The organism is Chryseosolibacter histidinae (assembly GCF_018598225.1).
Taxonomy (GTDB): Bacteria; Bacteroidota; Bacteroidia; order Cytophagales; family Cyclobacteriaceae; genus Chryseosolibacter; species Chryseosolibacter histidini.
The window spans coordinates 75,387-94,507 of the sequence record NZ_JAHESF010000027.1 but is presented as its reverse complement, the minus strand read 5'-3'; the positions used below and the strand labels follow the sequence as shown (position 1 = coordinate 94,507).

Here is a 19,121-nt window from a genome sequence, read left to right as displayed (position 1 = left end):
ATCCGGGGGGTCAACTTGCAGCAACAGGGGGTCAATCAAAAATGGAATGAGGGGTCAATGCTCGCAGGAATAGCTATAAAGTGAACGACAAATAGATTAGAGTGAAATGCATGGCAGCTAACTTCTTCCCTAAGTAGGCCACAATTGCTTGGGGAAAACGGATGATGTAACTCCAACGGGAAAGAAATATGTAAATGCCATTGCTGCAATCGGGTGATCAGAAATACAGATTTTCGACACTCCTATAAAAAAAGAAATAATCGTTTCATTGATATCAACTCAGAGCGCGTTTAATATAGATATTCACAAATTCTAGTTTCATGCTAAGTATTAAATTCTTCAATATCAATTGTGTGATAAAGGAGGTCTTGCAACGTTGTGTCATTAAACTTCCGACAGTAGTCATAGAATTGCTTTTCCTCACCATTTAAGCCGGAATTTTGTGTCATTAGCATGGCATAGAAGGCGTCGGAAAGATCACTGCCAAATGCTAGTCCTGCTTTCTCCATCAGCAATGATTTATCAGTTATACTTAAGTTTTTCGACCGCATTACAAACTTTTTGAAAAAATTGACTTGCCGGATTGATTGTACTATTGCTCCTCTGTAGTATTCCCTATAGGTTTTTATGCCATTCCAAAATCTTATTACTTCGTAAAAATTGGCCGCTTCGATTTTCTGAGACTCGCCTTCAGAAACCGAAAATTCATAGCGCCTATTTTTAGCTGACAACTTGATTTCTAAATCATCTATGAGTTTTAAGGCAATTTGAAATTCACTATTTTTTAATTGAATCTTGTTAGATTCAACTTGAACTAAAAAAGCTTTATAAACTAAAAAAGCTCCCAGCAGACCAACAAATGGCGCGGTCACTCCTCCAATTGTATCTCCAACTTCACCAGAGTTCGAAAAATCAAAAATTGAAAATTCTGTCTGCGTTAGGAGCGCTGGAAGCAACAATATTGTGCCGGCTGCTATTAAGAAGGCAAATTCTTTTCTTGTCTCCATAGAAGCTGTTAATTACTTTTGGTTCCTTTTTTTACAACGCTGCATGCCTATGTGCCTCAAGTGCTCACCTGCTCTCTCTAGACCACTCTAATTTTATTTGCTGCTATAATCCTTCAATATACGTTGACATTTTTCCAAGTAAGTTCTGAATCTCGCCTTCACGATCACGACTTTGCTGTCGGCCATAGTGTAATTTATTAAATTGATTACACCAGTAATCAAATTCGCATTCGTTAAAGAATCCTGCAATCCTCAAAAGCGAACCAGCACTTGACAAGGGAATAAATAAGCTTGACGGTAAATCCACTTTACGATCCTGAGACATTAGCTTTTTAATCAGGCCAATGGCAGGTATCTGCTTTTTATAATTTGCGAGATAAGAGATGACGTTAAAATCTGTATACCTATAAGTAAGCGAAACTTTCTTTTCCTTTTCATTAGGATGTATGACCAGCATGATTACTCCACCCATCGTTCGTGGGCAAATTACATTATCGAACCCATAGTCGGAACACCTGAATATGTCTGGCAAAAGAATACTACTATGAATTTCAAAAGACTTACGCTTCCCGCCTTCTATTACTGATTTAAGTTGGAACTTTCGTGCTAAATCTGTATCGTCTTCAATAATTAAGTCACAGCCCTCAATATCTATTTCTTGCTCATAAATTTTAATTCGCCTTTGCTTAATGATTGCGAATAATTTTATCTCATTAATAATGTAAGAAGTAGTAAAATCTTCTCTTACGAGAGTATTACCGGGCATCGTTATATATTCACGAATAGAAACCTTTCGACTCATGGGTCCGAAAATACGGTTTTTTGCAAAATGGTACGGTAGGAGCTTCCACTTATTTAGTTTAACGCATCCATTAGATTTCCCTTTTGATATGCACTGCCCTACTTGAAAAGTGTTTGCCAGTCAGACAAGGTCAAAAAATAAGTGAACTCGATTCAGAAAATGTAAGGAGCGCAGTGGTAGTCATACATTTTTTGCTGCCCTGCAAGAATCGCACTCGCACCCAAGGTCCGTAGCCTTGTAACCTGATCCGTTAGACTGGGCAGTTTAAAGGATGATGCATAGGACTTGAACTCTCAGCACAAAATCCATCCTGCTTAGCCGGGCACCTCTGTTCCAATTTGAGCTACATCACCATTAGTCTTATGACACGAAACCTCTGTTGTCATTCTATGGCCGATGAGAAATACTAAAATGTTTCCTTCAAGCAGAGGGTGTGAGACTCGAACTCACAACGGTATTTAGCCGCTACTTGTTTTCAAGACAAGCTCCTCATCCAGCCGGGTACCCTCTATTATAATAAGCGGAGAGCGAAGGGATCGAACCTTCACCTCAAATACATGAGACCTGTCTTAGCAGGACAGTGTAGCAAACCAATATCTACCTGCTCTCCGTTGTGTCCCTGGAAGGAATCGAACCTTCAATGAGCATTATGCTCTGCAGGTTTTAAAGCTGCCGTGTTTACCGTTTCAACCACAGGGACATTTCGTGCGCCCACCCGGATTCGAACCAGGATCTTTCAAGGTTTGAGCTTGTTGTGTCTGCCAATTTCACCATGAGCGCATAGTGCCTCGTGAGGGATTCGAACCCCCAGTTCCCAGATTCTAAGTCTGTTGTGTTTGCCGTTTCACCAACGAGGCAATAAAAAGGGCTTCACGAATCTGATCCGGAAGCCCATTGTGCGAAGTGCACAATAACTATCCGGAGTCCAGCTGTAACAGTGAACTCGATTCAGAAAGTGTAAGGAGCGTAGTGGTTATCATTTATTTTTTATTTTTTGTTGCCCTGGCAAGAATCGAACTCGCACCCCAAGGTCCGTAGCCTTGTATCCTGATCCGTTAGACGACAGGGCAGTTATTAAAGGGTGATGCATGAGACTCGAACTCATAAACACAAGATCCACAATCTTGCCGCTGGGCCAGTTTGCGTTACATCACCATGTTGTTCCGGGAGCGGGATTCGAACCGCGCATCTACTGATCCAAAGTCAGACGTCCTGCCGTTAGACGATCCCGGAATTTAAGCCTGCCGTCGCCAAGGCTATGGCGGGCACGTCGGAGAGGGGCGAATCGAACACCCAAGGCAGTTAAGCACCGCTTTTACAGAGCGGCCCGCTTCCACTTACGGACTACTCTCCGAAATTTGCTCGCCATCGCTAAAACTATGGCGAACGATGTAGGGTAACCTGGATTACTCGTACGCACATGCATGCCGCACAACCCCTCGTGAATCCCCGCGCCGCATCCTTCCCTGATTTCGAACCAGTCCCGATAGCTATCGGGATGCGTCCAAAGCAGGCGAGGACGACCAAGCTCCTCTATTACCCTATGTGTATAAAACAAAAAAAGCCTCCGGGTTAGGGAGGCTCGTATGAGTTACAATGACTTGCATTCTATATCATCGTTCAGGCATACATAGTTCGGCCTCCCTGTCCTCTATTGAGGGCTGGAGCTGGCGATAGGAACTATGTAAATGTCTCTTGTTCATGGTTCAAATATACGATTGTCTTTTGATTTTGTTACCTATTGGGTAACATTTTTATATATTTTATTTTTTTATCAGTCACTCATTCTTTTTAACGCTTCATCAATTGTACCTACAAATACAACTGTATTAGACTTATTGCTTTCGTAGATGAAGTCTTTTAGACTCTTGCTGGTATAAGCGGAATAGTCACCAACGATTGCCAGTCGCATCCGATAGTTTACTACTTTCTGCAATATCTCGCCCGCAAGGCCAGTTCGTAAATCAAAAAATGATTCATCTAAATTCTCCTTACGGATTACTATTCTATCTACCGGCAGGTTCATGATGATCTCCAGGAAAAGCTGGGCATTGCCAATAGTAAGATCGGTAGTCGTAATCTCAGCTATTTGTAGGTCCGCGATGTTGTGAATTGTGTGGTCCGTTATCATTTTTTATACTATTATACAATGCGTTGTGGCGTGGAGGGCTTTAACCTCGATCTCCCCGACAAGTCAGGGCGCATTTTTCAGCGACTATGCTATCACGCCACCGGCACTGCCTTGAGATCAGGAATTGTGTTCCTTTTCTTTCAGGCTTGCCCTATGTGGAGATTTCTGGTAACGCTCCAGTCCTTCCCGGCTTCAACGGGACGCTTCTACTTAGTTAGCTTAATCTCCTTAACTCAAATCATTCCGAGGTCAGAATGTCATTCCTTCAATTCTGGCCTTACTAATGAACACGGTTTCGAAAAAAATCATGCTCATCGTGCATCAATACTTTAATACATTCTTCAGACGCCTACGGCAGGTCGCTTTCTTCTTACTTTTTGTCTTGACACAAAAAGTAACAAAAAAGTCAAGAGCCGAAAAATGCTGCCCTGCGCACGTGCCGGGGCTACCCCGCTTTTCGGCTCGGGCCACCGCGCGTCCTACGAGCACTACCTTGCAGTCGGCAACTAAGTGACGTAAGGCAACCGCCTTCCATTCTTACTACTTACTCCTTAATTCCTACTCCTCCTTCTACTGACTCCTGGCTTCTGACTACTGACTTCTTATTTTTAGCACACCGGGTAAGGATCGAACTCACCACATCCGGATTTGGAGTCCAGATCGCCACCATTGGCATTCCGGTGTGTATGTGCAGCATGTTGGTCCCGATAGCTATCGGGAGAACCAACTCTTTCCCTGGTTGGAAGCCAGGCGCACCACCTCTTATGCGTATGCTGCAAAATGTACTCGTGGTAGGGATCAAACCTACGACCTGCTGGATGTAAGCCAGCCGCTACTTTCACTGAGCTACGCGAGTATGTATGTAGCGGAGGCCGGAATCGAACCGGATGATGAGGCTTATGAGACCTCACAGTCCACCAGGACTTTCTCAACCGCAGTACTGATGGATGGATTTGAACCACCGACCACATCTGTATCAGAGATGGGCTCTACCCCTGAGCTACATCAGTATTTTGTCCGGCCACACGGTAACGATCCGTGTTCTCCTGCTTAAAAGGCAGGAGCATCACCTTAATGCTTTGGCCGGAAATAATTTGTCTCCGGCCTTCTTATCAGATTCCATATTCATCTTTACTAATTCTTCTTGTCGAGGCGGTTGGATTTGAACCAACGTGCAACCAGCTACGGTTTCGACACGGTATAAGCGTGAGCCGATACACCTCGTATTTGTTAGCTGACCTTCCACCCGGATTCAAACCAGGAACCTGACGCTTAGAAGACGTCTGCTCTTTCAATTGAGCTATGGAAGGAGAGCCAACCTCTTAAACTCACCCGGCCGGAATTGCTCATACACACAACCATGCCGCACATCCCCTCGCGATTCCGGCCGATGCACTTCACTCATACTAACTAGACTCACCCGGCCGGAATTGAACCCGCCACAAAGAGATCTTTAAATCTCTTTCGCCACCAAGGAACATTCGGGTGTTCATTACGCAATCCGGTCCAATGATGCTACATGCATCACTTTGAGCGATTACTCACAGACCGGATCTATGCGGATACTACGGGCATCGAACCCGTCTGATTTTCTGGAGCGACAATCCAGCGGCCACACCAAGCAGCCCCAGTATCCATTTACAATGAGGACACAGATGGGCACGATCCATCGACCTGGGCGTTAACAGCGCCCTGCTCTACCAACTGAGCTATGTGTCCAACAAAATCTTTTAAAAACAAAAAGCCCCGGGTGTTTACCCGGGGCTTCCTATTCATAATGAATCTAATTCTATATATAAATATTCCTCCCCGGATATACGCAATAGTCCCACTTCACCATAAAGCATATGCTCTGATGGCGTGAGCTGAGATTTAAAATGTTAATACCGGGTTTCATTTTCATTTCCTTTAATGTCATACAAAAGTAAAACAACTTTTTTAAATGTTACCCAAGAGGTAACAAATATTTTTTACTTTTGCCATCCCTAACGCACAATATGCGTTATGGGTTTCAATGATCGTATCAATTCGTCATAGCGTTTTAAAAAATCTCTTTGAAAAGGGAACAGCTGCCGGAGTATCGCGGGAGCTGAAAGAATACCTATTGCTATGGCTTTCCGTTATCCATGCCGCTAAAGATTTAAAGGATCTTTCGATCTCACAGGTGAGTATCCTGGAGGAAGACAAAAATAGTTGGCGACTCAAAGTCCATGGTGTAGGAACATTTTCGTTCCGGTTTATTGATGGAGAGATACGACAGTTAAATTATCACCAGGACCAAAAGTAGTATCTATGCCACGAATGCACAGCCCCGCTCACCCCGGTCAGATTCTCGAAGAGCTTTATATAAAACCTCACAATCTGACGATCACTGAAGTGGCGGGTGCCCTGGGCGTGGCACGGAAAAACCTGTATGCTATTATTAAAGGCGAATATGCCATCTCTGTTGAGATGGCATTTAAACTTAGTAAGGCCTTTGATACAACGCCTGAGTTTTGGATGCAGGCGCAGATGAATTATGACTTGGCAAAGGGGTATAAGGAAGCAGGAAAAGTAAAAGTAAAGAGATTAATATAACTGGATTTAAATGAAGATATGGTTGACCGTTCTATACCTGTCGTCAAGTACTGCTTGCTTTTCACAGGACTTCGTTGGTGAAATAATCTATAAAACAAGGGTAATTCCAAAAAAGGAATCAATAAATGCAGATAGTATATTAGACGGTGCATCCGGCGATTCAGCCGTGTACTACATATCAGGTTCAAACTATAAATGCACCTTCTTCCGCAAAGGGCTAAAAATATATCAGTATACTTATCATCATTCCGATTTTCGGTTCTATACGGAGGTACCGGGGGCCGACTATATCACCTTCACTGATTCAAGAAAATCACATGACGTCATTAAGGATTTCAAAATTTATCGCGACAGCACGGCAATCATAGCTGGGTATAAATGTTATTTGGCAGAAAAGGGTTACAATGACTACACCACTAAAGCGTATTATTCTGACAGTATCAAAATCAATCCAGAAACTTTTAAAGGCCATGATGCTTCTGACTGGTACAATGAGTTAAGGAAAACGGGTGGATCGTTCAACATTAAGGCAATTACACATTACAAAGACTATATTAGCATAACAGAAGCCTTAAGCATTTCATTCAGGCCAATCAATGATAGCATATTTGACATCCCTGAAAACAAACCAGTAGTCGCTTCTGCCTATGGACTGGACAAAAAGGTTTTCATGAAGAAGAATGCATCTTTTTCAAAATGCTTTGCAATAAAATCTAAAGATGTACGAGACGTTTCCGGCCGTACTCAAACATTGACGTGCCTGGTTCTGTTCGTTGTCACTGCAGAAGGAGAGATAAAGAATATTCGTGCGCACAAAAAAGATCCTTACGATGCTTATCAGGTAGCAATAGACATCATCAAAACTTGTGGTCTCAAATTTGTCCCAGGAGAAATTGATGGCAAGCGTGTGGATTCCGAGTATAGCGTAGCTGTTCATTTTCAAATTTAGGCAGCTGCACAGACCCTAATTTTTTTGGAAAAAAGACAACGATATGGCATAAGTAAAAAATGAAGCTTCCTTAATTGAATATTTCCTCCAATTGCTTTGAGCCTGATCTCTTAGCCAACTCACCACCTAATTCCCAAACAGCTTTTTCCCAGATCTTCCAATTCTCTGTGTCAGGATTGTCCAATGTCATCCTCACTTCGGAGTTATGGCCGAATATTATGAACTCATAACCTACGCCATCCAAAGTAATTCGAGGGCTCGCTGAAAACAGGTCATATGCCGTTAGGCCTTTTACGTCATCTCGAAAACTTGCATCGCGCGTTAACTTATAGAATTCAGCAATAGCACCATTGTCATCAACCGTAAAAATGCCTTGTATCGACTCTGCGGGGTTAGCTATATCGCGGAATTTTGTTTCTTTAAAGTTTATTGTAAATAGCCAACACCAACCAGCAAATGCTCGGGATACGTTGATTAACCAACAATATTCAATCTGCTTTTCATTAATTCGCCAATCGCGATGGTCGCGAATAATGATTTTCCCTGCCTTCAATGACGGAATACCCAATTGCACTGAAAGCAATTTTTCTATCTTTTGATGCCGGGGAAATTTATCCAGGTCACTTTCCAGTAATGTATCCATTGCACTTATGAAAGAATAGTTTTAGCGAAGGCGCTTCAAATGTTTGATATAATTGGTCAACAATCCCCGGATCTGTTCAGATGCAACCGGGTTAGCCGAATGAACTTTGAATTCGAGGTTGCTCAAGTCAAGACCTGATTCATAAACGAGCCATTTTGCACAAGCATAACCATCAAGAGCAACTTCGTCATTTGCATCAAGACCAAGATCATTGTCAAAACTAATGAAGTCAGGGAGTCCGTTTGAATTAATGTACTGAACGAAATCCTCATAGCTTCTTACAACATCAAATCCATCTGCTTCAGAGCCACTATAGATCATATCGACAGCCCGGAGATCATCCAGAAATAATTTTCGCATGGGTTTACCATTTAATACTACGCCTTTATCAATTGTATCTCTCCTGTTCTATTATTGAAGACCATTTGCTGCACGGTTATACTCATCATTACCTCGTCATCCTTCAAAATATTTAAGCACCCTTCAGAAGTCTTTGGAATAGCAAGCCTCAGGAGCTCCAAAGCACGTTCATAACGACTGCAAGAGGTGATCTGGAGGGTATTTCCTGACTCGCCATTTTGTGTCTTCTTCACGTAGTTCAATTCCATATAATCGTTTGTGACTACGATAAAATCAGCATCCGATTTTCGTGTGACTGATCGCGTCGGAGTTCTTTCTATAACAACTTTTTGACCTGGAGATGTACCCGACAACAAGATCAGGCAATCACTTACAATCGGGTCCGTCTCCAGTATCCGCCTTGCCTCGTCGTATGTTGTAGCTGAAGCCAATACATCACGAATCAGGAAAGTGACTGGTAATGCGATCTGTGGCGGATCCGTACTCGATACGGCATTTAATGTAATAGAAAATCCGTTTGGTTTGATACCCGACAACGCACCAACGAAACCCGGCCACCCAACGGTTTTATAGATTGTCTTCCCTTCTATTTGGAAATCAAATATCATCGAGTACCTGCTCAGCAACTTATTGTCTGTATGCCAATCCAGGTTCCTTGCATGATATATTGTTTCCCCAGTGCCAACCGCAAAGGCTGTGCACCCGAAATAGAATTTAAGCAAGTCGTAATACAGGTTCGCGGCTAAAATGCTATCGGCATCAAACCTCGAAATAGAAGCAATGTAGTCTATCTCATCGAGATAGCGCTCAGGTATAATCGCCTTCTTATAAGCGCCTAAGCCGTCTAATAGAACTTGAGCACCTGAAAAATCCTTTAAATAGCAGTCAAGGAGCTCGTCCATTTCCGAGGTGAATGACCTCAGAAAGGCCCATCGCTTTTCTACAGGCCAATCAAGGTTTACTATTTGTTCTGTTGTTTCCATGTTAAATGAGTCTCTTTTTAATAATATTCATCTGGCTATCGTGTACTACGTCTGAGATAGAAAACGACCAATAAAAAAGCCCCGGGCAAATTCACCCGAGGCTTTTCTAGTTATATTCAATCTATATTATAACTATTTATCCGGGCGTAAACATCTCACTAGCGCATCGCTTAGTTGCTTCTCTATTGATATGTTATAACCAGATTTCATTTCCTATTTGTTGGCACAAAGATAAAGTAACTTTTTTCAACTTATCAAAGCAATGTTCAAAAAACTATTTACTTTTGCATCATGATGTTCGTACAACGCCATACGCAAGCACAAGGTTTCGCAGGTTCTGCCTACGAGGAATATCCTTTTGCCCGGGTTGTATATAGTATTGTTTAGAAATTAACAGGAACTAATACCAAAGCCCGGGCGATAATGTCCGGGCTTTTTTGTTTTTAAATCACAGCAAACATGATCAACAAAATCACACTATACCGTCCTACGGGTGCAAATGAGCTGGAGCTGATTATCGATTCAGGCATGAAGCGATTTCCACCTCGGCTTTACTGGCAGCCCATCTTTTATCCTGTGTTGAACTTTCAGTATGCTGCAGAAATTGCAGAAGGCTGGAACATGAGGGACGCAGACTCTGATGGTGTTGGCTTCGTAACAGCCTTCGAGATCCCGGAAGATTACTTCCGACGGTTTCAGGTGCAGACCGTGGGCCTGGACCATCACCAGGAGCTATGGGTGCCTGCTGAGCAACTCGATGAATTCAACGATATGATCGTGAATGGTATCCGCGTTGAGAAGGCATTCATTGGAAGCAAATTCACAGTTACAGATAAACTGAAACAAGTGATTCCCTGATCCAAACGGGTCAGGGGCCACTTGCCTTAAAGTGCTTTGCACATCACACTTAGAAAAACATGATTAAATTTTAACTAATGAAAAAGACCGAACGAATACAAATTGCGAAAAACACGCTCGAAATAATAGAGCAAGGGCACTATACCAATCGAAAGGGTATAACCATATCGATCAAAGAGCAGATGCAAAAGTGTATTGAATCATCCATTCACTACGCAGCCGAATCATTTGACGATGTGCGTGAAAAAATAGCGCCCATCCTTGCAACAAGTAAAACACCCACCAGATTTGATGTGTTGGATGCCACAACGTTGGATGCAGCCTATAAGTTGTCCATGGAAGGCATTACAGACATTGTAGGATTGAATTTCGCTTCCGCTAAAAATCCGGGTGGTGGCTTTTTAAATGGAAGCCAGGCACAAGAAGAGAGTATAGCCAGATCAACCGGGTTGTATCCTTGTCTTATTAAGAATTTTGAAATGTATCAGGTCAACAGGAATCACGGTTCCTGCCTGTACACTGACAACATGATCTATTCACCTGATGTGCCGGTATTAAAGGATGACGACGGTGAACTTCTCGACACTCCTTATCTATTGTCAATCATCACATCTCCCGCCGTGAACGCCGGGGCAATTAAGCGGAATGAACGCCATAATGTTAGTCAGATTGAACCTGTGATGATAAGCAGGATAGAGAAGGTTCTATCGGTAGCGCTGGTCCATTGCCATAAAAATCTGATACTTGGAGCGTGGGCTGTGGTGTTTTTGAAAATGAGCCGAATGATGTTGCCAGGTATTTCGCGCTTCATTTGAGAGAAGGTCGTTTTAAAGATCAATTTGAACGGGTGCTCTTCGCGATCAAATCTAAGGAGGAACGGTTTATCGGGCCGTTTAGAAAGTTGTTTTCTGAATAGTGGATACTGTCCACAACTGATGCTAACTGTTAATTACTGTTGAGTTCTTGTGTTTATTAGGCGTTATAGTTCATTAGAATGGCTTGCTGTATTCTCCATGAACCTCGGTCCTCTTCGAAATTCTTTTCTTAAAGCTTAAGGCACTCAGTAAAAAAAGTATCACAAAGACTGGCCAGAATTGTTTAAGAACATCGTACTGCAAAAACCAAGCATAGGTATTTTCTTCCTCATCTCTAACATAGGTCCGTACGATGCATGAACCTCGCCACAATATGGCACTGCTTTCCACTACAGGCCTTTTTCGACAGAAAACCCAAAAGTCGTTTTTATATGGTGCGTAAGTTAATGCTTCTTCGTTGTCGCAAATTTCCAGTACCCGTATAAAAGATTCGAACTTTGCCGTGTCGGCAAGGTGAATCCGAACGCCATTTGTTGTATCAAGGCTGGATGCCAGTTCACTAATTATAAGTTTCGCATATTCAATCTTGATCTTGTCTTGTACTTCATTGCCTGTCAAATTCACTATCGCATAGTTTCTGGGGGCGGGGAATTGCTGGGCGTAGGGATTTGCCATGGCGGGGCTATACCAATTCACCTCCATAACATATTGTTTCTTAAAAATGCCCCAGTCGTGAAGTTGACGCATTAAAAGAGGCATCAGAATCGACAAGCTTATGAGGCCGGGCACATAGAAAAGGAATCTTTTTTTATAGGACTTCATCATTGGGAGGTCATTTTTGAAATGATTCATCAAGAACCCGGTTTCCATAAAAGAATTGCATTTTTTATGAATCTATTTAACCTGGGTGACCCGAAGACGCGTACTCATTGGAAATTTTGGGGTCTTCGAAAAAAATAATCGAAAAACTGAAAAAGAACTTTATCTACGCAAAAAGACTGCGCAGTTCGATATAACCTTTGTATCGTTAAATAATTCAAAGGCAATGAAATTCAATGTATTCCGTAAAGCAAAACAGGCAATCAAGAACTATGAAGGCGCTGAAGCTTTTGCGCTGAATGAGCGTACTGAGCTGTATAGCGCAGTGGTTACAACTTCCTTGAGCGACAAGTTTTATGAGTCTACGGATAAGCGCATGGATAGAATTCGTGGTCTTATCTTGAAGAATGATCCTGCTTTCGTAGCAAAGCTTGCTGTTTACGCACGTACAAAAATGAACCTGCGTAGCGTGCCACTGGTGCTGGCTGTAGAGCTCGCAAAGACACAGTCTGGGAACAGTGTTGTAAGCAAAGCCGTAAAAGGTGTAGTGAAACGCGCTGACGAGATCACGGAGTTGCTGGCATACTACCAGCTTGCCAATGAAAGAACCGCTACAAAGAAGCTGAACAAGCTCTCGAAACAGATCCAGCATGGACTGGCCGAAGCTTTCAATTCATTCGACGCGTACCAGTTTGCGAAGTATGACCGTGCAGGAGAGATCAAGCTGAAAGATGCGTTGTTCATTGTTCACCCGAAAGCGGCCAACGATGCGCAACAGGCCATCTTCGATAAGATCGCCCAAAATACATTGGACGTTCCGTACACCTGGGAGACAGAACTGTCGGCCCTGGGGCAGAAGCCGTTCGAGAACGAAAAAGCAAAAGCTGCAGCCTTCCGTGCGAAATGGGAAGAGCTGATCACCAGCGGAAAGCTGGGATACATGGCGTTGCTGCGAAATCTGCGTAACATCATCGAAGCAGGCGTGTCGATGGAAGTGATGGATGTGTTATGCACTTACCTGGCAAACCGCGATGCGGTTACCCGGTCGAAGCAATTGCCTTTCCGTTTCCTGGCCGCATACCGTGAGGTGAAAGTTTTGACTTCCGGTGCAGTGCCAATGGTTTTAGATGCTTTGGAGGCGGCTGTTGGGCAGAGCGCGGCCAACATCCGTGGCTTTGGAAAAGGTACTTCCGTGCTGATAGCATGTGATGTATCCGGATCGATGCAGAAGCCGGTGTCTGCAAAAAGCAAGATACTGAACTATGATATCGGTTTGATGCTTGCGATGCTTTTACAGTCGCGTTGTGACAATGTGCAGACAGGTATGTTCGGTGATACATGGAAGATCATCAACGTTTCGCGTAAAAATATCCTGGCCAATGTGCAGGAGTTCTACAAACGTGAAGGCGAGGTTGGTTATGCTACCAACGGATACCTGGTGCTGAAAGACCTGATCAACCGTGGAAAAGTGGTAGACAAGGTAATGATGTTCACCGACTGCCAGCTGTGGAATAACAACATCGTTGACCGGGTAACAGACAACAGTATTACCTCCCTGTGGAAGCAATACAAGCGGATTGCACCTGGAGCCAAACTGTATATGTTCGACCTGGCGGGTTACGGTAATACACCTATCGATGTACGAAATGATGGCGTGTATTTAATAGCAGGATGGTCTGACAAGATCTTCGATGTGCTGGCATCCATCGAGGAAGGACAGCAGGCACTTGCTGAGATTGAAAAAGTTGAATTGTGATACTCCTCCCCTTCTGTAATTTGAAGGGGAGGTTTTTGAAGACCTTATAGCTTAAAAGGAAAAGCCTGCGGAAAAAGCTTAGGACGATCCGTAGCGTGTATGGATGATTCCGCTACTGCTGTGCGCTATAGCGGATAGATTTTGCAGTTGCACCGAAAAACCACTCGTAGAAGTTGAGTAGGGAAGCGCATTTAGAGCCATGCTGCCCTGAGAAGGGAATTCCGGTTCGAATCCGGATAAGGTCACTAAAAAAGTTATTTGACAATAATAAGGATGTCGTTAGAAGTGGGATACTTCGCTCCATTAGGGGAGGAAGCACATGCCCTGCCCCTCTCGCAGGGGAAGTGTTCCGGGTTCGACTCCCGGCTAGCGTGCCCCGGTCTTGCTTCGCCTTTTACTCCTTATTATTGATGACATTGTAAAGAATGCCGTAGTATGGAATTACTTCGTCTGGTAAGGCCGAAAGGCCGGGCGGTTCGAATCCGTAAAGTGTCCATGCGTATATCGCTTCTTTACAGCAGAAGGTGCCGTACACCAGCGTTACTTCGACCCTATAGTTAGAAACAGTCGCTGATGGTCTTTTGCCCTTCTTAATCTATGATCAAAAAAAGTTGGTGAATGCCGTAGATGAGAGGTACTTCGATAAACTGAAAACGTGGGTTCGACTCCCACTCCGTCGTGATTGTTATCGGGGCGGGTCGTCTAGTGGTTAGGACTCAGAGTAAGCTCTCTTATCGTTCTTTTGCTTCATCAACTTTTAAAGATATCAGGTGCCGTAGATTGGCGTTACTTCGACTACGGATCGGGCGGTCGCGGGTTCGAATCCCGCTCCTGTGACTTACCACAGGATAGCTCAGTGGTAGAGCACCAACGTTCGCTGATCGTCTTTTTGCCCTGTTTTCGCAGCCTTTCTAACACCTGTGCAGGATCCCTGCACAGGTGCTGTTTTTTTTGTAACTTTTGCAGCGAATGGCTACCAACAAAAATGCTTTAATACGGTATAAGGTATTGGATAAGTGCTTCAGCAATCCAGGTAAACGCTATTTCATCAATGATTTGATAGAGGAGTGCAATAAAGTTTTGGCAGACATAGATCCCAACTCGTCAGGTATCAGTCGAAGACAGATTTTTGAAGATATTGTTTTCATGGAGAGTGAAGAAGGATGGAGTATAGACCTTGGAAAGCATAGAGATGGAAAAAGGGTTTATTATCGATATAACGATAAATCCTTTTCGATTAATAATATGCCCCTTAATGAGCTGGAGATTAATCAACTCAAAAATGCTGTTGATATTTTATCGCAGTTTAAGGGCATGCCGCAATTTGAGTGGGTGCATGAGCTTGTTCCAAAGTTACAGAAAGGAAGTAATGCCCACGATAGGAAAAAAGTTATCATTGATTTTGATAATAATCAATATTTGAAAGGGATCGAGAATTTAGGAACTCTTCACAACGCCATTTCCTACAAAAAAGTGCTACGGGTAACGTATCATCCCTTTGAAAGCGAGAACGCCTCAGAACTAACCATACACCCGTATTATTTAAAGCAATACAACAATCGATGGTTTCTCTTCGGATACAATCCAGAGAAAGATAAATATGACTGGAATCTAGCATTAGATAGGATTGTATCAATAGAAGAGGAGCGTGGAAAGTATAAGAAGAATACGGAGATTGAATGGGATGAATATTTTGAAGACATCATTGGAGTTACGAAACCTATTGATGGGGAAGTGGAGAATATTTCACTTCTCTTCAAAGGTAAAACCGGTAAGTACATTGAATCCAAGCCTTTGCATGGATCTCAAAAATCAAGGTGGTTGGACGCAAACGCCCTTGAGGTAAATCTTAAGCTGATAATCAATTATGAATTTGAACGGCTCCTTCTGTCTTATGCCGACAGCGTAGTCATTCAAACGCCAAAAAAGCTAAGTGCTCAGATTCGAAGTCACCTTAAGAACGCCCTCGAAAATTACCCGTGAAATTCTAAGTGCAAATTGACTGCACACTTCGAAATAACCTTTGTGACATAGAAGAAAACATGACAAACGAATCATTAGAAAACATTCAAGAAATTCATTTTAACCGCTCGGACCGAGCGATTGCTGAGATCCTTGAATTGTTACGTAAGGAGCTGAGCCATGAAAAGTACACGGTGCTATTGTTTCTTTTCGTACTCGTAAAAGATGGATTGATTGTAAAGACAGGCAAGCCATTACGTTCTACTAAAGATTTCAATGAAGAGTTATCGTTATCAATCGATGGTGCAAAAGTCAATGCTGAAGTTTTTGGCCAAATTCACCGCCTCTATGAACCGACGATTGCCTCTCTTAAACCTGACACTTTGGGAAAGATAATCGATCTTCTCCATAGAGCTATTGAAGCTCTTGAAGTTACGGGCATTCCAGAAAGTTTTGATAAAATACTTTATAACCTTGTTGAGTCACAAGGCCGATTTGGGGGAGAAGCAGTTCAACCAATTGAATTGACGAGATTTATCTGCACGTTGTCGGCCCCCCAGCCTGATGCAACGATCTACAATCCATTTGCAGGTCTCGCATCGTTTGCAGTCTTTATGGATCAAGGTCAACCGTACTTTGGTCAAGAAATCAACCTTTCCACTTGGGCAGTAGGTATTCTTAGAATCATTGCACATGAAAGGCCGGGCACTTCGGTTTATACGGCAGGTGATTCAATTGCCAATTGGAACCCGAAATCTCAGAAGTATAGCCTGATACTTTCTAATCCTCCATTTGCCTATAGACTTCAACATCCGATCCGAAGTGATTTTGGAACACTGAATACATGTGAACAGTTTCTACTCGTCAAGGGCGTTCAGGATTTGAAAGAAGATGGTAAACTCATTCTCTTGATGTCAAGCGGTGTGTTACATCACACAGGAACTGAATTCAACATTCGAAAATATTTGGTCGATAACGATTTAGTTGAGGATGTCATTACTTTTCCCGGTGGTTTACTGTCAAATACAGGAATTCCAGTGGCATTGATCGTCATCAACAAAGCAAAAGTCATCAAGGGATCGGTTCGATTTATCAATGCCTCAAAATTTGTTGAAATATCCAATGGAAGGAAGCGATTGAAAGACTACGCTTTAAACAGCGTATTAAGAACTGGCAACTCTGAAATTCAAAGACTAGTCGCAAATGAAAGCATCAAAGAGCTGAACTATAATCTTAATGTAAATCGATACTTTCAGAGAGATTACATTGGCGTTTCGTTAGATGAAGTTGTATCGCGTGTGAGATCTCGTCGGCCGCCATCTGGTGCCATTGGGAAATTTGTTCGCATCAGAGACTTAAAAGAAGATAGTCAAAATTACCGTCTTAACATTCAGGAAATTCAACCCCTTCCTCTTCCGGCGGGAGCTAACCAAGTTCTTGAATCTACAATCCTTCTAGCATTACGTTGGAAGACTCTTAAACCAACTTATTTCGAATACACCGGAGAGCCAATCTATACCAGTCCTGATATTGCTGCGTTGACAGTTGATACGACGAAAGTTGACATAGATTTCTTGTTTCATGAATTAAACTCGGAAGTCGTCGCTGAACAACTCGGAGCACTAAGAGTTGGCGAGACGATTCCCTCGATTAGATTCGAAGATCTAATGTCTGTAAAAATACAATTGCCTTCAATTGAGCACCAACGGGCACGGGTGCAGGGAACCCGGGATGCATTTCTAGCTGTAAAGAGGCGGGAACTAGAAGAGGAGGCATTGAGATATGGACTCGATAAAAGGTTATTCTCAGAATTTTCCTCGTTGAAGCATACATTAGGTAGCCCCTTGCAGAACATACTTTCAAATGCTTCTGTGCTGCTAAAATATTTTAAGGATGATAAAAATCCATCAGTGAAAAACATTGTCGATGATTTTCAAAAGAATCTTGGAGAAGATCTCAGGGACGTTCTCGGCTCGATTAAAGGCGATTCAAACTTAATTGGAGATTTGCTTGATAAGGGTGAGCAAGCATTTGATTTCGACAATTATGATTTGGGTATTTGGGACCTTTCTCAAATTGAAAACGAAATTCTCGCATTAAGAAACGCCCGATTCAAATTCAAGATACAGGTGAATAAGTTAATCCTTTCTCAGAAGGACTATTTCGGAATTTGGGGAAATCCATTATTGCTGCAGATGATGATCAATAATATTTTGGACAACGCTGACAAATATGGATTCACAGATAAGGCTCCAGAAAATTTAGTTGTTATTGATCTGAGTGTTTCAGAAGAGGAGTTTGTTTTACAGATTAAAAACAACGGAAAGCCTTTTCCCAAAGGGTATGACAAAGAAAAATTTATTACTAAGTACGTTACAAGTGACCCTCATCGTGGCAGTGGCATAGGTGGCTACGATATTAATCGTATTGCAGAATTTTTGAACAGCAAGTGGGATTTAATATTAAATGAGGATAAGTTATTTCCGGTTGAGTTCAAGTTTAATTTTCCGCTTGTTGTAAACACTTAACCATCATGTCAAATTAACTATCATGTCAAAGAAATTATATAAAGTGATCTGGTGCGATGACCAGCATGAAAAAATGAAAGGCTTTAAGATGCAAGCCAAGGAAGAAGGCATTGAACTTGTTTGCTTTAAGTCTTCCGAGGGCATTAAGGAGTTGAAGGCTAACTTTCTTATTTATGACGGAGTTCTTTTGGATGCTAAGTTTTTTGAAACGGAAAACGATGCAACAGGAACCGAAAGTTTAAAAGCCTTATCCAATGCGAAGGAGGAGATTTTAAAATTGCCAAAGGTCTTTAAGCCATTTGTACTAACAGGGCAGGCGAAGCTTTACAATGATGACACATTCAACTTGCTGTTTCCGAACTACTATAGAAAAGGTATTGAAGGTGACATTATTCAATTATTTGCTGATATAAAAAGAGAGGCAGATAAACAGGTCGAGACTCAAATAAAACATGACCATGAAAGTGTTTTCCAACTATTCGCTTCTGGCTATTTGCCTGATGAAGTGATGGGACAACTGGTGCAATTGCTAAAAACACCGATTCCAAGAACACGATTCGAACTCAAAAGTTTCTTAGTAAACATCAGAAGTATTCATGAGAGTTGTCTCCATGGACTGGCAGAAATTGGGGTGATTCCAAATCTAGATGCACCCAAGGGTGATATATTTCGCCATTTGTCCGGCAATAAAGTAAAGGATTCTGCTTCCTCTCAGTATGTGTCAACCACTGAGGAGTTTCAAAATGATGCAATAGAAAATCTTCAGAAATGGCTTTACTACACCTGTGGTAAATACCTGCATGTTTTGAAAGATGAAAACTACAACGGTTACGTTATTTCAGGTTATGCGGTCGAATCGCTTCGATCTGGCATACTGGAACTTTTGCTTTGGTTTAAACAAGTATACAAAGAAAATACACAGGAATAATAT

At 42.4% G+C, this 19,121-nt stretch carries 15 protein-coding genes and 12 tRNA genes; 8 read left to right on the top strand and 19 right to left on the bottom strand.

All coding sequences use genetic code 11. The annotated features are described in order from the left end of the window. Positions 1-323: 323 nt before the first annotated feature. The 15 genes from KK083_RS22355 to KK083_RS22285 all read right to left on the bottom strand — a co-directional run bounded on the left by KK083_RS22355 (position 324) and on the right by KK083_RS22285 (position 5,659). Positions 324-1,007, bottom strand: a complete 684-nt coding sequence (locus KK083_RS22355; RefSeq protein WP_254167737.1) for a hypothetical protein — start codon at positions 1,005-1,007, stop codon at positions 324-326. 103 nt (positions 1,008-1,110) lie between these two features. Continuing rightward, positions 1,111-1,809, bottom strand: a complete 699-nt coding sequence (locus KK083_RS22350) for a hypothetical protein (RefSeq protein ID WP_254167735.1) — start codon at positions 1,807-1,809, stop codon at positions 1,111-1,113. Positions 1,810-2,234: 425 nt separating this feature from the next. Further along, a tRNA-Ser gene (locus KK083_RS22345) sits at positions 2,235-2,319 on the bottom strand. A 104-nt stretch (positions 2,320-2,423) separates the two neighbouring features. Then, positions 2,424-2,509, bottom strand: a tRNA-Leu gene (locus KK083_RS22340). 6 nt (positions 2,510-2,515) lie between these two features. Next, positions 2,516-2,589 (bottom strand) — tRNA-Leu (locus KK083_RS22335). Positions 2,590-2,593: 4 nt separating this feature from the next. Continuing rightward, positions 2,594-2,666 (bottom strand) — tRNA-Leu (locus tag KK083_RS22330). Between the two features lie 140 nt (positions 2,667-2,806). Then, a tRNA-Arg gene (locus tag KK083_RS22325) sits at positions 2,807-2,879 on the bottom strand. Positions 2,880-2,970: 91 nt separating this feature from the next. Further along, a tRNA-Gln gene (locus KK083_RS22320) sits at positions 2,971-3,042 on the bottom strand. A gap of 37 nt (positions 3,043-3,079) precedes the next feature. Continuing rightward, positions 3,080-3,163: transfer RNA gene (locus KK083_RS22315), tRNA-Tyr, on the bottom strand. Positions 3,164-3,583: 420 nt separating this feature from the next. Further along, the gene (locus KK083_RS22310) at positions 3,584-3,940 is read right to left on the bottom strand and encodes a DUF4180 domain-containing protein (protein WP_254167733.1); all 357 of its coding nucleotides are present in this window, start codon (positions 3,938-3,940) and stop codon (positions 3,584-3,586) included. Positions 3,941-4,552: 612 nt separating this feature from the next. After that, positions 4,553-4,624 (bottom strand) — tRNA-Trp (locus KK083_RS22305). 99 nt (positions 4,625-4,723) lie between these two features. Next, positions 4,724-4,796 (bottom strand) — tRNA-Val (locus tag KK083_RS22300). 82 nt (positions 4,797-4,878) lie between these two features. After that, positions 4,879-4,950 (bottom strand) — tRNA-Ile (locus tag KK083_RS22295). Positions 4,951-5,177: 227 nt separating this feature from the next. Then, positions 5,178-5,250: transfer RNA gene (locus KK083_RS22290), tRNA-Arg, on the bottom strand. A gap of 336 nt (positions 5,251-5,586) precedes the next feature. Then, a tRNA-Asn gene (locus KK083_RS22285) sits at positions 5,587-5,659 on the bottom strand. Positions 5,660-6,232: 573 nt separating this feature from the next. Here KK083_RS22285 and KK083_RS22280 point away from each other — a divergent pair. Continuing rightward, positions 6,233-6,517 carry a HigA family addiction module antitoxin gene (locus tag KK083_RS22280; protein WP_254167731.1) on the top strand — a complete coding sequence of 95 codons (285 nt, stop codon included), beginning with the start codon at positions 6,233-6,235 and terminating at the stop codon, positions 6,515-6,517. A gap of 10 nt (positions 6,518-6,527) precedes the next feature. After that, positions 6,528-7,466: an energy transducer TonB gene (locus KK083_RS22275; protein ID WP_254167729.1), complete on the top strand. Its 939-nt coding sequence runs from the start codon at positions 6,528-6,530 to the stop codon at positions 7,464-7,466. Between the two features lie 70 nt (positions 7,467-7,536). On the opposite strand, the gene KK083_RS22270 is transcribed toward KK083_RS22275, so the two are convergent. Genes KK083_RS22270 through KK083_RS22260 form a run of 3 tightly spaced genes read right to left on the bottom strand, consistent with a single transcriptional unit; the run spans position 7,537 to position 9,452 of the window. Then, positions 7,537-8,109: a hypothetical protein gene (locus KK083_RS22270; protein ID WP_254167727.1), complete on the bottom strand. Its 573-nt coding sequence runs from the start codon at positions 8,107-8,109 to the stop codon at positions 7,537-7,539. Positions 8,110-8,130: 21 nt separating this feature from the next. Then, positions 8,131-8,469, bottom strand: coding sequence for a cyclic-phosphate processing receiver domain-containing protein (locus KK083_RS22265; RefSeq protein WP_254167725.1), 339 nt, complete (start codon positions 8,467-8,469; stop codon positions 8,131-8,133). A 17-nt stretch (positions 8,470-8,486) separates the two neighbouring features. Continuing rightward, complete coding sequence (locus tag KK083_RS22260) at positions 8,487-9,452, bottom strand: C45 family autoproteolytic acyltransferase/hydrolase (RefSeq protein WP_254167723.1); 966 nt, start codon at positions 9,450-9,452, stop codon at positions 8,487-8,489. Positions 9,453-9,911: 459 nt separating this feature from the next. Here KK083_RS22260 and KK083_RS22255 point away from each other — a divergent pair, with 459 nt between their 5' ends. Further along, positions 9,912-10,310 (top strand): hypothetical protein, encoded by a 399-nt coding sequence (locus KK083_RS22255; RefSeq protein WP_254167721.1) that lies wholly within the window; start codon positions 9,912-9,914, stop codon positions 10,308-10,310. A 77-nt stretch (positions 10,311-10,387) separates the two neighbouring features. Continuing rightward, on the top strand, positions 10,388-11,125 hold the full coding sequence (locus tag KK083_RS22250) for a TIGR02452 family protein (protein WP_254167719.1): 738 nt from the start codon (positions 10,388-10,390) through the stop codon (positions 11,123-11,125). Positions 11,126-11,299: 174 nt separating this feature from the next. Here the strand turns inward: KK083_RS22250 and KK083_RS22245 are convergent, their stop codons facing one another. After that, positions 11,300-11,995: a hypothetical protein gene (locus KK083_RS22245; protein ID WP_254167717.1), complete on the bottom strand. Its 696-nt coding sequence runs from the start codon at positions 11,993-11,995 to the stop codon at positions 11,300-11,302. Between the two features lie 175 nt (positions 11,996-12,170). Between KK083_RS22245 and KK083_RS22240 the strand changes: the two genes are divergently transcribed. From KK083_RS22240 to KK083_RS22225, 4 genes are all read left to right on the top strand, one after another. Then, positions 12,171-13,700: a TROVE domain-containing protein gene (locus tag KK083_RS22240; RefSeq protein ID WP_254167715.1), complete on the top strand. Its 1,530-nt coding sequence runs from the start codon at positions 12,171-12,173 to the stop codon at positions 13,698-13,700. A 969-nt stretch (positions 13,701-14,669) separates the two neighbouring features. Then, positions 14,670-15,683 carry a helix-turn-helix transcriptional regulator gene (locus KK083_RS22235; protein WP_254167713.1) on the top strand — a complete coding sequence of 338 codons (1,014 nt, stop codon included), beginning with the start codon at positions 14,670-14,672 and terminating at the stop codon, positions 15,681-15,683. Between the two features lie 59 nt (positions 15,684-15,742). Then, entirely contained in the window at positions 15,743-18,190 is a 2,448-nt protein-coding gene (locus KK083_RS22230) for an N-6 DNA methylase (protein WP_254167711.1), read from the top strand. Positions 18,191-18,212: 22 nt separating this feature from the next. After that, entirely contained in the window at positions 18,213-19,118 is a 906-nt protein-coding gene (locus tag KK083_RS22225; protein ID WP_254167710.1) for a hypothetical protein, read from the top strand. Positions 19,119-19,121: the final 3 nt, after the last annotated feature.